The 13,253-nt window shown below is 66.0% G+C and carries 14 protein-coding genes; 4 read left to right on the top strand and 10 right to left on the bottom strand.

Going from position 1 to position 13,253, the window contains the following annotated elements; genetic code table 11:
- The 7 genes from N5D45_RS22205 to pstS (N5D45_RS22175) all read right to left on the bottom strand — a co-directional run.
- Nucleotides 1-333: hypothetical protein (locus tag N5D45_RS22205; protein ID WP_279939639.1), on the bottom strand; the 333-nt coding region annotated here is incomplete at its 3' end.
- Nucleotides 334-592: 259 nt separating this feature from the next.
- Nucleotides 593-1,300 carry a phosphate signaling complex protein PhoU gene (phoU, locus tag N5D45_RS22200; RefSeq protein WP_008265615.1) on the bottom strand — a complete coding sequence of 236 codons (708 nt, stop codon included), beginning with the start codon at nucleotides 1,298-1,300 and terminating at the stop codon, nucleotides 593-595.
- Between the two features lie 65 nt (nucleotides 1,301-1,365).
- On the bottom strand, nucleotides 1,366-2,196 hold the full coding sequence (gene pstB, locus N5D45_RS22195) for a phosphate ABC transporter ATP-binding protein PstB (protein ID WP_005408788.1): 831 nt from the start codon (nucleotides 2,194-2,196) through the stop codon (nucleotides 1,366-1,368).
- 19 nt (nucleotides 2,197-2,215) lie between these two features.
- Nucleotides 2,216-3,079, bottom strand: a complete 864-nt coding sequence (gene pstA / locus N5D45_RS22190; RefSeq protein WP_197657408.1) for a phosphate ABC transporter permease PstA — start codon at nucleotides 3,077-3,079, stop codon at nucleotides 2,216-2,218.
- A complete protein-coding gene (pstC, locus tag N5D45_RS22185; protein WP_008267250.1) occupies nucleotides 3,079-4,047 on the bottom strand; it encodes a phosphate ABC transporter permease subunit PstC in 969 nt (322 codons plus the stop codon). Before pstC ends, pstA begins: the two co-directional genes overlap by 1 nt.
- 82 nt (nucleotides 4,048-4,129) lie before the next feature.
- Nucleotides 4,130-5,218 carry a phosphate ABC transporter substrate-binding protein PstS gene (gene pstS, locus N5D45_RS22180; RefSeq protein WP_228355184.1) on the bottom strand — a complete coding sequence of 363 codons (1,089 nt, stop codon included), beginning with the start codon at nucleotides 5,216-5,218 and terminating at the stop codon, nucleotides 4,130-4,132.
- A 415-nt stretch (nucleotides 5,219-5,633) separates the two neighbouring features.
- A complete protein-coding gene (gene pstS / locus N5D45_RS22175) occupies nucleotides 5,634-6,650 on the bottom strand; it encodes a phosphate ABC transporter substrate-binding protein PstS (RefSeq protein WP_057504342.1) in 1,017 nt (338 codons plus the stop codon).
- 529 nt (nucleotides 6,651-7,179) lie between these two features.
- Here pstS (N5D45_RS22175) and N5D45_RS22170 point away from each other — a divergent pair.
- Nucleotides 7,180-8,412 carry a porin gene (locus N5D45_RS22170; RefSeq protein ID WP_054171361.1) on the top strand — a complete coding sequence of 411 codons (1,233 nt, stop codon included), beginning with the start codon at nucleotides 7,180-7,182 and terminating at the stop codon, nucleotides 8,410-8,412.
- Between the two features lie 81 nt (nucleotides 8,413-8,493).
- Here N5D45_RS22170 and nth read toward each other — a convergent pair whose 3' ends face one another.
- The 3 genes from nth to N5D45_RS22155 are packed head-to-tail and all read right to left on the bottom strand — an operon-like array spanning nucleotide 8,494 to nucleotide 10,326.
- Nucleotides 8,494-9,186 carry an endonuclease III gene (gene nth, locus N5D45_RS22165; protein WP_049436514.1) on the bottom strand — a complete coding sequence of 231 codons (693 nt, stop codon included), beginning with the start codon at nucleotides 9,184-9,186 and terminating at the stop codon, nucleotides 8,494-8,496.
- A complete protein-coding gene (locus tag N5D45_RS22160; protein WP_043402629.1) occupies nucleotides 9,186-9,539 on the bottom strand; it encodes a hypothetical protein in 354 nt (117 codons plus the stop codon). The genes nth and N5D45_RS22160 overlap by 1 nt, the downstream gene beginning before the upstream one ends.
- 4 nt (nucleotides 9,540-9,543) lie before the next feature.
- Nucleotides 9,544-10,326: an enoyl-CoA hydratase-related protein gene (locus N5D45_RS22155; RefSeq protein ID WP_228355185.1), complete on the bottom strand. Its 783-nt coding sequence runs from the start codon at nucleotides 10,324-10,326 to the stop codon at nucleotides 9,544-9,546.
- A gap of 167 nt (nucleotides 10,327-10,493) precedes the next feature.
- On the opposite strand from N5D45_RS22155, the gene N5D45_RS22150 reads away from it, so the two are divergent.
- The 3 genes from N5D45_RS22150 (at nucleotide 10,494) to N5D45_RS22140 (ending at nucleotide 13,034) form a co-directional block, all read left to right on the top strand.
- Complete coding sequence (locus N5D45_RS22150; protein WP_010486198.1) at nucleotides 10,494-11,195, top strand: FKBP-type peptidyl-prolyl cis-trans isomerase N-terminal domain-containing protein; 702 nt, start codon at nucleotides 10,494-10,496, stop codon at nucleotides 11,193-11,195.
- Nucleotides 11,196-11,331: 136 nt separating this feature from the next.
- Nucleotides 11,332-12,135, top strand: a complete 804-nt coding sequence (locus tag N5D45_RS22145; RefSeq protein ID WP_134958521.1) for a CoA pyrophosphatase — start codon at nucleotides 11,332-11,334, stop codon at nucleotides 12,133-12,135.
- Entirely contained in the window at nucleotides 12,132-13,034 is a 903-nt protein-coding gene (locus N5D45_RS22140; protein WP_228355186.1) for a sulfurtransferase, read from the top strand. The genes N5D45_RS22145 and N5D45_RS22140 overlap by 4 nt, the downstream gene beginning before the upstream one ends.
- Nucleotides 13,035-13,253: the final 219 nt, after the last annotated feature.

Raw genomic sequence — 13,253 nt, 5'->3', positions numbered from 1 at the left:
TTCGCCGCACTTGCCCTCGGCCGATTTCTTGTCGCCGGTCTTGGCCTTGGCGCCTGCCGCTGCACCGGCGGCCTTGCCCTTGTCGGCGCCGCACTTGCCTTCGGCACTCTTGCCGTCGGCACCACATTTGCCTTCGGCGTGCTTGGTCGCGTCGGCGGCCATCCTGGTATCTGCTGCCTTGGCATCGGTGCTGGCCTTGGCTGCCTGGCCGGCCACCAGATAGCCCTGGGCCAGGTCGCTCATGCTCAGCGCCGAGGCACTGGCGGTCATGCCCAGGCCGGCGGCCAGGGCGGTAGCAGTCAGCAGGGACAGGGTCTTGTTGGAACTGCTCATCGGTCGTGCTCCTGGGTGGTGTGGGCGGGTGCCCGGGTGGCCGGCAGGGATGCCGGTGGAAACGATGGTGCAGCGATCCTACTCAACGAATCCTCGCCAAGACCTCAAATTTTCGTGAGGTTTGTTACAGAAGCATCCGGGAGGTTCGCACCGGGCAGGCCCGGCGCCCACAACGCGGGTGGAACGCCCAGAAACAGGAAGGCCGCTGTCACCAGGACAGCGGCCACCTTGGAGTCGACTCCGGTGTTGCAGTGCAGCGTCAGGGCTGGCCGGTGCTGGAGGTTTCGTCGCGCTTCTCGCGCGGCGGCAGCGGCTGCTCGCCGTGCACCAGGAACCACACGTTCTCGGCGATGTTGGTGGCGTGGTCACCCACGCGCTCCAGGTTCTTGGCCATGAACAACAGGTGCGTGCACGGGGTGATGTTGCGTGGGTCTTCCATCATGTAGGTCAGCAGCTCGCGGAACAGCGCGGTGTACTGCGCGTCCAGGCGGGCATCGTCCTCGCGCAGTGCCAGTGCGGCGTCGGCGTCGTTGTCGCGGTAGGCGGCAATGGCGCGGCGCACCTGCTGCGCGGCCAGGCGGCCCAGTGCGCGCAGGCCCTGGATCTGCGGCAGCGGCGGCACCTTGCCCAGTGCGATCGAGCGCTTGGCGACGTTGGCCGCATAGTCGCCGATGCGTTCGATGTCGGCGGGGATGCGCAGGCCGGCGAGGATCTCGCGCAGGTCGCGCGCCATCGGGCCACGCAGCGCCAGGCGCATCACGTCGTGGCTGATCTGCTGCTCAAGCGCATCGATCGCTTCGTCGTTGGCGATGATGCGATGGGCGGCGTTCTCGTCGCGCTTCTCGATCACGTCCATCGCCGCTTCGAGCTGGGCGACGGCCATCTCGCCCATGCGCACGATTTCGGCCACCAGGCGCTGCTGCTCTTCGTCGTAGCTCTTGACGATGTGGTCGTTGGGAAGATTCATGGTCTGCAATCCGGGTAGAGCCAGGCCATGCCTGGCTGGAACATGTGGCGAAGGAACAGCGTCGATCAGCCGAAGCGACCGGTGATGTAGTCCTCGGTCTGCCGCTGCGACGGCTGCGAGAAGATCACTTCGGTGCGGTCGTGCTCGATCAGGTCACCCAGGTACATGAAGGCGGTGTAGTCGGACACGCGCGCGGCCTGCTGCATGTTGTGGGTGACGATCACGATCGTGTACTCATGCTTGAGCTCTTCCACCAGCTGCTCGATGCGGCTGGTCGAGATCGGATCCAGCGCCGAGGTCGGCTCGTCCAGCAGCAGCACCGACGGGCGCAGGGCCACGGCACGGGCGATGCACAGACGCTGCTGCTGGCCACCGGACAGGCCCAGGGCGCTCTGCCCCAGCTTGTCCTTCACTTCGTCCCACAGCGCGCCCTGGCGCAGCGCCTGCTCGACACGGTCGGCCATGTCGGCCTTGCTCAGCTTCTCGTGGTGGCGGATGCCGTAGGCCACGTTCTCGAAGATGGTCATCGGGAACGGCACCGGCTTCTGGAACACCATGCCGACCTTGCTGCGCAGGCGGTTCATCGGGTACTTCGGCGACAGGATGTTCTCGCCGTCCAGCAGTACTTCACCGCGCGCTTCCAGCTTCGGGTACAGCGCGTAGATGCGGTTGAAGATGCGCAGCAGGGTCGACTTGCCGCAACCGGAGGGACCGATCAGCGCGGTTACGCGCTTTTCCGGAATCTCCAGGTTGATGCCCTTCAGGGCGTGGAACTTGTCGTAGTAGAAGTCCAGGCCACGCGCAGCCAGCTTCACCGGCGACGGCGTGTGCAGGCTCTCGTGCGAGGACGGCACGGCGATGCGCTGCATCGGCACGGCGTTGGAAAGGTCGTTCATGGCGTTATCCACGGAAAGGTCAGTCATGGGAGATACGGTTGCGCAGCAGGATGCCGCGGGCGGCAAGGCTGACCAGCAACACGAAGACAGTCAGCACCAGGGCACCGGCCCAGGCCAGCACCTGCCAGGATTCATACGGGCTGCCGGCGAACTGGTTCATCACCACCGGCACCGAGGCCATCGGCTGGAAGATGTTGTTGTTCCAGTACTGGTTGCCGAAGGCGGTGAACAGCAGCGGCGCGGTCTCGCCGGAAATGCGGGCCAGCGCCAGCAGGATGCCGGTGATGATGCCGGCCGATGCACTGCGGTACAGCACCTGCACGATCACCTTCCACTGCGGGATACCCAGCGACAGGGCCGCCTCACGCATCTGCGAGGGCACCAGGCGCAGCATCTCGTCGGTGGTACGCACCACCACCGGCAGCACGATGAAGGCCAGTGACAGGGCACCGGCGAACGCCGAGAAGTTGCCGCCGGTCTGCATCACGTACAGGGTGTAGACGAACAGGCCGAGCACGATCGATGGCGCCGACAGCAGGATGTCGTTGACGAAGCGGACCACGGTGCCGGCCTTGCGGGCGTTGCCGTACTCGGCCAGCCAGGTGCCGGCCAGCACGCCCAGCGGGGTGCCGATGCCGATCGCCAGCGCGCACATCACCGCGCTGCCGAAGAAGGCGTTGGCGAGGCCGCCTTCCTGCATCGGCGGCGGCGTCATCCTGGTGAACAGATCCCAGTTGATGCCAGCCATGCCCTTGGAGGCCAGGGTGAACAGGATCCAGCCCAGGAAGAACAGGCCGAACAGGGCGGTGGCGCAGGAGGCAGTGATCGCAACGACGTTGCCGATGCGACGGCGCAGGTACAGCGAATCAGCGGTGGTGGACATCAGTTGCCCTCCTTGCGGGACAGGCGCATCAGCATCAGTCGGGCAATGGCCAGCACCACGAAGGTGACGATGAAGAGGACGAAGCCGAGCAGCAGCAGGGCCGAGCGGTAGGTTTCAGTGGCTTCGCCGAAATCGTTGGCGATCAGCGCGGCGATGGTGGTGCCCGGTTCCAGCAGCGACGGCGACAGGCGCACGCTGTTGCCGATCACGAAGGCCACCGCCATCGTCTCGCCCAGAGCGCGGCCGAGGCCGAGGAAGATGCCGCCGATCACCGCCGAGCGGGTGTAGGGCAGGACGATGTCCCAGCTCACTTCCCACTTGGTGGAACCCAGCGCGTAGGCCGATTCCTTCAGGCGGGTCGGCACGGTCAGGAACACTTCGCGCATCACCGAGGAGATGAACGGAATGACCATGATGGCCAGCACGAAACCGGCGGTAAGCATGCCGATGCCCAGCGGCGGGCCCTGGAACATCGGGCCGATGATCGGCCATTCGCCCAGGGTTTCGTTGAGGAACGGGGTGACGTACTCGGTCATCACCGGCACCAGTACGAACAGGCCCCACATGCCGTAGATGATCGAGGGGATGCCGGCCAGCAGTTCGATGGCGGTACCGACCGGGCCGCGCAGCCAGCGCGGCGCGACTTCGGTGAGGAAGAAGGCGATGCCGAAGCTGACCGGCACGGCGATGACCATCGCGATGAGCGCGGTGACCAGGGTGCCGTAGATCGGGGCGAGGGCACCGAACTTGTTTTCAACCGGATTCCAGTCGGCGGAGAAGAAGAAGCTCAGGCCCTGCATCTGCAGGGCGTGACGGCCGCCCCACAGCATCGACAGCGCGGCGCAGGCCAGGGCGATCAGGACGAAGATGACGGTGCCGACCAGCACCCATCGGAACAGTTTGTCGTTGCGGGCATCACGCGCATCACGCGTGGACGGGGCGGCTACAGGCTGGGCGATGGCATTCATGGGGACGGCAGGGCCAGGAAGGGGCGGGGCGGCACGGCGTGGAAGAGGCGGTGCCCGCGCGGGGCGGGCACCGTCGTGTCCATCACTTCAGGTCGGTCGCCCAGTAGGCCTCGATCTGCTTGACCAGTTCGGCCGGCAGCGGCACGTAGTGCAGCTCGTTGGCTTGGGTCTGGCCGTTCTCGAAGGCCCACTTGAAGAAGGCCAGGGTGTCCTGGTTGCGCTTGGCATCCTTCGGCGTCTTCTGCATCAGCATGAAGTTGGTGGCGGTGATCGGCCACGCCTGCTCGCCCGGGGCGTTGGTGATGACCAGGTTGAAGTCCTTGGCGCTGGCCCAGTCGGCGCTGGCGGCCGCAGCGGCGAAGGTTTCCGCGCTGGGCTCGACCCAGTTTCCGGCCGCGTTCTGCATGGCGGTGTACGGCATGCCGTTCTGCAGCGCGTAGGCCAGTTCGACGTAGCCGATCGAGCCCTTGATCTGCTTCACGTAGGAAGCAACGCCTTCGTTGCCCTTGCCACCGACGCCGTCCGGCCACTGCACCGAGGTGCCCTCGCCAACCTTGCTCTTCCACTCCGGGCTGACCTTGGACAGGTAGTTGGAGAAGTTGAAGGTGGTACCCGAACCGTCCGAACGGTGGACCAGGGTGATCTTGCCGTCCGGCAGCTTCACGCCCGGGTTGGCGGCGACGATGGCCGGGTCGTTCCAGGTCTTGACCTTGCCCAGGAAGATGTCGGCAAGCAGGGCGCCGCTCAGGCGCAGCTTGCCGGCTTCCAGGCCTTCGATGTTGACCACCGGCACCACGCCGCCGATGGCGGACGGGAACTGCGCCAGGCCGGCCTGGGCCAGCTCTTCGCTGCTCAGCGGCTTGTCGGAGGAACCGAAGTCGACGGTGCCGGCCTTGATCTGGGCGATACCGCCGCCCGAGCCGATCGACTGGTAGTTGATCTTGGCACCGGTGCTGGCGTTGTAGTCAGCCGACCACTTGGAGACCAGCGGGAAGATGAAGGATGCGCCGGCACCGGACACTTCGGCGGTCACCTTGGCACCGGCAGCGGCCGGGGCCGCGGCACCGTCGGCAGCCGGCTGCTGCGCGGCCTGCTTGTCGCCACCGCAGGCCGACAGGCCCAGGGCGATGGCCAGGGAAAGGGCGGCAAGGCCGGCCGAGTGCAGTTTCATGGTCACTCCATAGCGGGGTAGAGCCGACGGTGTCGGCGGATGCGGCTATGAAATGATGTTTTTGTTACAGCCGTATTACGACCATGACAGAGGTGTCCTGGATCACGTTCTGACAAGGGTTTCACGGGGTTGGCCGGCCCCTGGCAGGAGCCCTGAGACCCCGGATCTGCGCATCGATATGACGGCCTGGGCGCTGGGTAGAGTCGAGCCATACTCGACTGCTCCCTGTCCTCGGCAGCTGCGGACCGTTGGTCTGCACGCTCCAGCACCCAGCCGAGCATGGGCTCGGCTCTACAGAGCCTGGTGCACCCCAAAAACAAGAAGAGCGCGAGATCTCGAGGATCTCGCGCCCGGGTTGGGATCGGCGGGGGAGAGAGGACCCGCCGATCCCGTTCCTGCGGGGGAACGCGATTGCTTACTTCAGGTTCTGCGACCAGTAGGTCTCGATCTGGCGGACCAGACTGTCCGGCAGCGGCACGTAGTCCAGCTGGCGGGCCTGGGCGTCGCCGCTCTTGTAGACCCAGCGGAAGAACTCCTGGGTGGCCTTGCCGTTGGCAGCATTCTTCGGCTTCTTGTGCACCAGGATGAAGTTGGTGGCGGTGATCGGCCAGGACTCGGCGCCCGGGGCGTTGGTCATCACCAGGTAGAAGTCCTTGGCGCTGGCCCAGTCGGCGCTGGCGGCAGCAGCGGCGAACGAGGCGTCGCTCGGCTGCACGAACTTGCCGGCGGCGTTCTTCATCGCGGTGTACGACAGCTTGTTCTGCAGCGCGTAGGACAGTTCGACGTAGCCGATGCCGCCCTTGATCTGCTTCACGTAGGCAGCAACGCCTTCATTGCCCTTGCCGCCGATGCCGGCGGGCCACTGGACCGAGGTGCCTTCACCGACCGAGGTCTTCCATTCCGGGCTGACCTTGGACAGGTAGTTGACGAAGTTGAAGGTGGTGCCCGAACCATCCGAGCGGTGCACGACGGTGATCTTGGCACTCGGCAGGGTCACGCCTGGGTTCAGTGCGGCGATGGCCGGGTCGTTCCAGGTCTTGATCTTGCCCAGGAAGATGTTGGCCAGCACGGTGCCGTCCAGCTTCAGTGCGCCCGGCGCGATGCCGGCCACGTTGACCACCGGCACCACGCCGCCGATCACCGACGGGAACTGTGCCAGGCCCGAAGCCGCCAGCTCTTCCGGCTTCAGCGGGGCGTCGGAGGAGCCGAAATCAACGGTCTTGGCCTTGATCTGCGCAATGCCGCCGCCGGAACCGATCGACTGGTAGTTGACCTTGTTGCTGGTGGCAGCGTTGTAGTCGGCCGACCACTTCGACATCACCGGGTAGATGAACGAGGCGCCCGCGCCGGTGATTTCAGCGGCGTTGGCGGCGAACACGGACGACGCTGCGAAGACGGCAACGGCAACGCGCGACTTGAAGGCGTGGATCACGGGGTGGCTCCTGGGTTGATTGGGATGCGGGGTTACCCGCCCGGCGCACATTCCATAACGGTTCGATGACAGCGCAGGGACCGTTGTATGACGCATCCGTTACAACGCTGGCGGGCGGCCACGCCGCCGTGTGCGTGAAGGTTTCGCGCCAAGGGTGAGCGTGCCGCGGGCCGACCGGGACGTTGCATGCCGGTGCCGCTCTATATGTCGGGGATGGGGTCGGTGGGCGCAGCTGCCGCGCATTCCGCAGCGATGCCGCGTCATCCGCACGAAACCAGGGAGGCGGGCGAAGGCGGTGCGGCGACCTGCTGGCGTATCGGTGCGGATAAAACACGCCATATGCCGCAAGGAATCCACAAGCATGTGGCCACAAATGAGTCGTACGCGTGACCGCACGAAGAAATCTGTGGTTGGTGCTCAATCTGTCATTCGGCTGTCATGGTTTTAACGGAACGTTCGCAAAACGCTTGACCGGCCTGCCGGCGTGGCGTTCTGCCCAAGCCATTCCAACCCTCTGGAGAAATCCAAAATGCGTTCCCATTTGCTCGCCGCCGCGGTCGTTGCAAGCCTCGGTCTGGTTTCCGCCGACGCCTTCGCAGCCCCCGCCAGCTCGGGCGTATCCCAGGCACAGTTGCAGCAGCTGCAGGCACAGATTGCTGCGCTGCAGGCCCAGGTCCAGCAGTTGCAGAACGATTCGCAGGCGCTGCAGGCGCAGTCCGACGCGCAGTCCGAAGTGAACATCACCCAGGCGCAGGCCCTGGAAGGTGCGCAGAAGACCCAGACCAGCGTCGACAAGCTGGCCAAGCTGGTCAATGACAACAAGATCGGCGGTCGCATGTTCTTCGACCTGACCAACATCGACAAGACCAGCAACGGCAAGGACACCGCCGCCAGCGGCACCGGTCTGGACGTCAAGCGCTTCTACCTGACCGTCGATCACAAGTTCAACGACATCTGGTCCGCCAACCTGACCACCGACTTCCAGTACAGCTCGGCCATCGGCAACACCGAACTGTTCGTCAAGAAGGCCTACGTACAGGGCAGCTTCGACCCGGCCTTCAACCTGCGCGTCGGTGCCGCCGACATGCCGTGGATCCCGTACGTCGAGAAGTTCTACGGCATGCGCTATGTCGAGAACACCCTGACCGACCGCCTGAAGTACGGCAACTCGTCCGACTGGGGCCTGCACGGCTTCGGCAACCTGGGCAACAACTTCAACTACGCCGTCTCGGTGGTGTCCGGCGCCGGTTACAAGAACCCGACCCGCAGCAAGGGCATGGACGTGGAAGGCCGCGCGGCCTATACCCCGAACGAGAACTTCGTGGTTGCCGTCGGTGGCTACAGCGGCAAGCTGGGCAAGGAAACCGACATCCAGAGCGCCGAGAACACCTACACCCGCGCCAATGCGATGGTGGCCTACGCCAGCAGCGACTTCCGCGTCGGTGGCGAGTACTTCCAGGCCAAGAACCTCAACAACGTGATGACCGTTGCCACCGACAAGACCAGCGGCTGGTCGGTGTGGGGCAGCGTGCGCGTCACCGACGGCGGCATCAACGTGTTCGGTCGTTACGATGACACCGACGTCAGCAAGACCCTGGACCCGACCCTGAGCGACAAGTACTGGAACGTCGGTGTCGAGTTCCCGGTCATGAAGAACCTCAAGCTGTCGACCGTGTACAAGTACACGCACCTGGCCAACGCCAGCGACAAGAAGAACGACAAGACCAAGGAATTCGGCGTCTGGGGCGACCTGTCGTTCTGATGTCCTGACGCACCCTTGTCTACAAGCAAAGACGGCGGGCCCTGTGCCCGCCGTCTTTGTTTTGTCACACCACGAACGCGGTCACGCCTCGGCCGTGGTCTTTTCCTTGAACCGGCACAGGTCGGCGATCACGCAGCCCGGGCAATCCGGCTTGCGCGCCTTGCACACATAACGCCCGTGCAGGATCAGCCAGTGATGCGCGTCGAGCAGGAACTCGGCCGGAATCACCTTCACCAGTTTGTCTTCCACTTCACGCACGTTCTTGCCTGGCGCCAGGCCGGTGCGGTTGGATACGCGGAAGATATGCGTGTCCACCGCCATCACCGGCTCGCCGAATGCAGTGTTGAGCACCACGTTGGCGGTCTTGCGTCCAACGCCTGGCAGCGCTTCCAGTTCATCGCGATCGCGCGGCACTTCACCGCCGTGCTTCTCCAGCAGGATCGCACAGGTGGCGATCACGTTCTTCGCCTTGGCGTTGAACAGGCCGATGGTGGCGATGTACTGCTTCAGCCCGTCCTCGCCGAGTGCGAGGATCTTCGCCGGCGTGTTGGCGACCGGGAACAGACGGCGCGTGGCCTTGTTGACGCCGACGTCGGTGGCCTGCGCCGACAGCGCGACCGCCACCAGCAGCTCGAACGGCGAGCTGTACTCCAGTTCGGTCTTCGGGTGTGGATTGAGTTCGCGCAGGCGGGTGAACATTTCCACCACGTCGGCGCGCGGCATCGTGCCGCCACGCCGCGCCGGGGCGCGTGCGGTCTTCTTCAGGGTGGCCATTACTGCTCCTTGCCGCTGGCGCGGGCCTTGGCCCGGGCGAGGATGGCGGCGGCTGCGGCGGGCAGGGCGGGTTTCACGTCCGGCGCCGGGGCCGGCGTACGGCGCGCATCGCGCTCGGCTTCGCGCCGTGCCAGCCGCACCGCACGCGCACGGTAGCGTTCGCGTGCGGCCCAGGCCGTATGCAATTGCTGCTGCGCCTGCTGCAGGCGTCGCGGAAGGTCCGGGTGACCGGGCAGCAGCTGTTCGTCGCCGGCGCGGGCGACGTAGTCCATCAGGCCTGCCTGCAGGGCACCATCGAGATCGTCTGCCTGGACCCGGGCGAACAGCTGCGCGGGGTTGGGTCGGGATGCCATGGCGTCAGCGGTTCTGGAAGGCCGGCGGACGGCGCTGCAGGAACGCGCTGGTGCCTTCGCGCATGTCCTCGGTGGCGAACAGCAGGCCGAACTGCGCGCTTTCGTACTCCAGCCCTGCCTCCAGGCTGCATTCGCCACCCACGTGCACGGCATCCAGCAGGCCACGCAGGGCCAGCGGCGCCGAGCGCGCCAACTGGCGGGCGACATCCTGCACACGGTTGTCCAGCGCGTCGGCAGGCACCACCTCGTTGACGATGCCCAGTTCCAGCGCACGCGCGGCGTTGATCGGTGCACCCAGCAGGCACAGCTCCAGGGTGGCGGCGCGGCCGCACAGGCGCAGCAGGCGCTGGCTGCCGCCGAAGCCGGGAATCAGGCCGAGGTTGATCTCCGGCTGCCCGACCTTGGCCGTATCGGCAGCGATGCGCAGGTGGCAGGCCATGGCCAGCTCCAGCCCGCCGCCCAGGGCGAAGCCGTTCACGCGCGCGATCACCGGCTTGGGCATGCGCTCGATCTGGCGCATCAGGGCCTGGCCGAGCAGGGAGAAATCACGTCCCTGAACCGCACTGAGTGTGTTCATCTCGGTGATGTCGGCTCCGGCCACGAACGCCTTCGGACCGGCACCGGTCAGCACCACCACGCGCACGTCCGGGTCGGCAGCGGCGGCGCTGAATGCCTCGGCCAGCGCCTGCAGGGTCGCGGCATTCAAGGCGTTGAGCTTGTCCGGGCGCTGGACGGTCACGGTGCGGATGGCGCCGTCGTCGGCGACAGCGATCAGGGCATCGGCCACGGGAAAACTCCTGAAACGTTAAAAAAAAGTGAGATTGAACTCCGCCAACGCAGACGGGTCTTAGCCTGCATCGTGAGTAGCGGTTACACGTTGTGCCCGTTATCCTAACCCGTCGCCTCAGGGCGGCGCAGAACGTCCCTGAGTTACCACCCCTGGAGAACTGTTTGATGAAGTTGCGTTCTATCGCGGTCGCCGTCGCGGCCCTGGCCCTGACGGGCAATGCCTTCGCCCAGGACGTCTCGTCCGAAAAGGGCAAGCTGAGCTACTACTTCGGTTACGACTACGGCAACAACCTGGCGGAGCTGACCGGTCGTGGTGAGCAGCTGGACATCAACTCGGTGGTGAAGGGTCTGCAGGACGCCTACGCCAAGAAGCAGCCGGCGATCACCGCCGACCAGCTGAAGCCGGCCGTTGAAGCGTTCCAGAAGCGCGAGCAGGGCCGTGCCCAGGCTGCCAAGGCCGAGTACGAAAAGGCTGCTGCCGAAAACAAGACCAAGAGCGATCAGTTCATCGCGGCGAACAAGGCCAAGGCCGGCGTGCAGTCCCTGCCGAGCGGCGTCCAGTACCGCGTGATCGAAGCCGGCAAGGGCGCCAAGCCGACCCAGGCCAGCACCGTGCAGCTGGAAGTGGCCGGTCCGTTCCCGTACGGCCAGCGCCCGACCGAAGCCCGCCCGGCCCAGCAGATTCCGTCGATCAAGGTCAGCGACGTCGAAATGAAGGCCATGCGCGAGACCCTGCTGCAGATGCCGGCAGGCTCGAAGTGGGAAGTCACCCTGCCGCCGGACCAGGCCTACGGTGCCGACCCGCGCACCCCGTTCCCGCCGAACGTGGCTGTGCAGTTCGAGATCAAGCTGGTCAGCGTCAAGTAAATCGAAGCCGTAAACGAAACGCGCCGGTGATTCCACCGGCGCGTTTTTGTTTGCGCGGAGCGCGACGGTGCCACGCACCGCATCTGCACCCCGCGCAAATTCAGCCCGATCGCGCTACTGTTGCCGGGTGCAAACAATGGAAGAAACGGCGCGTGTTGTCGCAAGTCCCTGCATCGGAGTGTGCACGCTGGATCCGGACCGGCAATGCACCGGCTGCGGGCGGCACATCGATGAAATCGCACGGTGGTCGTCGATGAGCAACGAGGAGCGCAGCCGCATCCTGCATCGCGTGCAACCCCTGCGTGAACAGCTGCAGCAATCACTGCGCGGCTCGCTGGCCGATCACGAACGCTTGATGCGCGCGCTGCATCCACTGGCCGAGCCGCCGGCCGGCGACGGCTGGAACCGCAGCGAACTGAGTGACCTGCTGCCGCCGGGGCCACCTGTGGAAGCCGCCGTACTGGCCGGCATCGTGCCGCGCGCCAATGGCGCACAGGTCATCCTTACCCGTCGCACCGAAACCCTGCGCCAGCATGGTGGCCAGGTCGGCTTCCCCGGCGGGCGCACCGAACCCGATGACCGCGACGCACTGGCGGCCGCGCTGCGCGAGAGCCAGGAAGAAATCGCACTGGCGCCCGGCCAGGTGCAGGCGCTGGGCTATCTCGATCCCTTTGTGACGATCACCGGCTACCGGGTCACGCCGGTGGTGGCCGTGGTCGATCCGGACTTCGTACCGGTGCCGCAGCCCAGCGAAGTGGCCGAGGTGTTCGAGGTGCCGCTGGATTACCTGATGGCCGCAGACAACCTGCGCCAGGTCGAAATCAATCACCGTGGCCGCATCCGCCACGTCCTTGAGTACGGCTGGCCCGGCCAGCGTATCTGGGGCGCGACCGCCGCCATTCTCTACAACCTGCGTCGCCGCCTGGAGCAAGTGCAATGAAGCCGATCGATCCGCCGTGGACCACCCTGGTCGATGTCGCCACCCTGGCCGCCGCGTTGGGCGAGGGCGTGCGCGTGGTCGACGCGCGCGCCACCGCCAGCACCGCCTTACGCGTGGTCGATGCGCGGTCCTCGCTGGCCGACCCGCAGGCGGGTAGCGGCCAGTATCTGGCGGGGCATGTTCCGGGCGCGGTGTATGCCGACCTCAATCGGGATCTGTCGGATCTGACCCGCAGCGGCCACGGCCGTCATCCACTGCCGGACAGCGATGCCTTCGCCGCGAAGCTCGGCCAGTGGGGTATTGGTCCCGACACCCAGGTGGTGGTCTACGACGGCAGTGACGGCAGCATGGCCGCCTCGCGCCTGTGGTGGCTGCTGCGCCTGATCGGGCACCGCAAGGTCGCCGTGCTCGACGGCGGCATCGCCGCTTGGCAGGCCGCAGGGCACCCCTTGGCGACGGGGCAGGATGAGGTGACCGCGCTGCCGGCTTACCCGGGCCGTTTCGACACCACCCAGATTGCCAATGCCGACGAAATCAGCGCACGCCTGAAGCACGCGCCGGGCTGGCTGGTCGACGCACGCGCGGGCGAACGCTTCCGCGGCGAAGTCGAGCCGCTGGACCCGGTCGCCGGCCACGTGCCGGGAGCGGTCAACCGCCCGTTTGCGTTGAACGTTGCCGACGGCCGCCTGCGCGACGCACAGGAACTGCGCGCCGAACTGCAGGGCGTAATCGGCAACCGCGACCCGCAGCAGGTGGTGCTGATGTGCGGCTCCGGCGTGACCGCCTGCCACCTGTTGCTGGCGATGGAAAGCGCGGGCCTGAGCGGCGCACGCATCTATGCCGATTCCTGGAGCGGGTGGGTCAGCGACAGCAGCCGCCCGGTGGCAACCGGCGCCTGAGCGATCCGAGCAAAAAGCAGTCGAGCGCGGAGCCTCTCCAGAGCCGAGCGGCCGGCTCCACGCGCATGGCGATGCGTTCAAATCATCGGCGCCCGCAGGTCATGGAGCGCGGCTCGACTCTACAAAGGCACCCTCCGATCGATCCGACTCCGTGCCGACCAACGGTCGGCACCCACCAACAGCGGCAGAAATCTGTCGAAGGCGGGGTGGGTCCGGTTG

This window comes from Stenotrophomonas sp. GD03819 (assembly GCF_029841665.1).
In the GTDB taxonomy this organism is placed as follows: Bacteria; Pseudomonadota; Gammaproteobacteria; order Xanthomonadales; family Xanthomonadaceae; genus Stenotrophomonas; species Stenotrophomonas geniculata.
The sequence above is the reverse complement of the archived record's forward strand: the minus strand, read 5'-3'. Positions and strand labels throughout refer to the sequence as shown.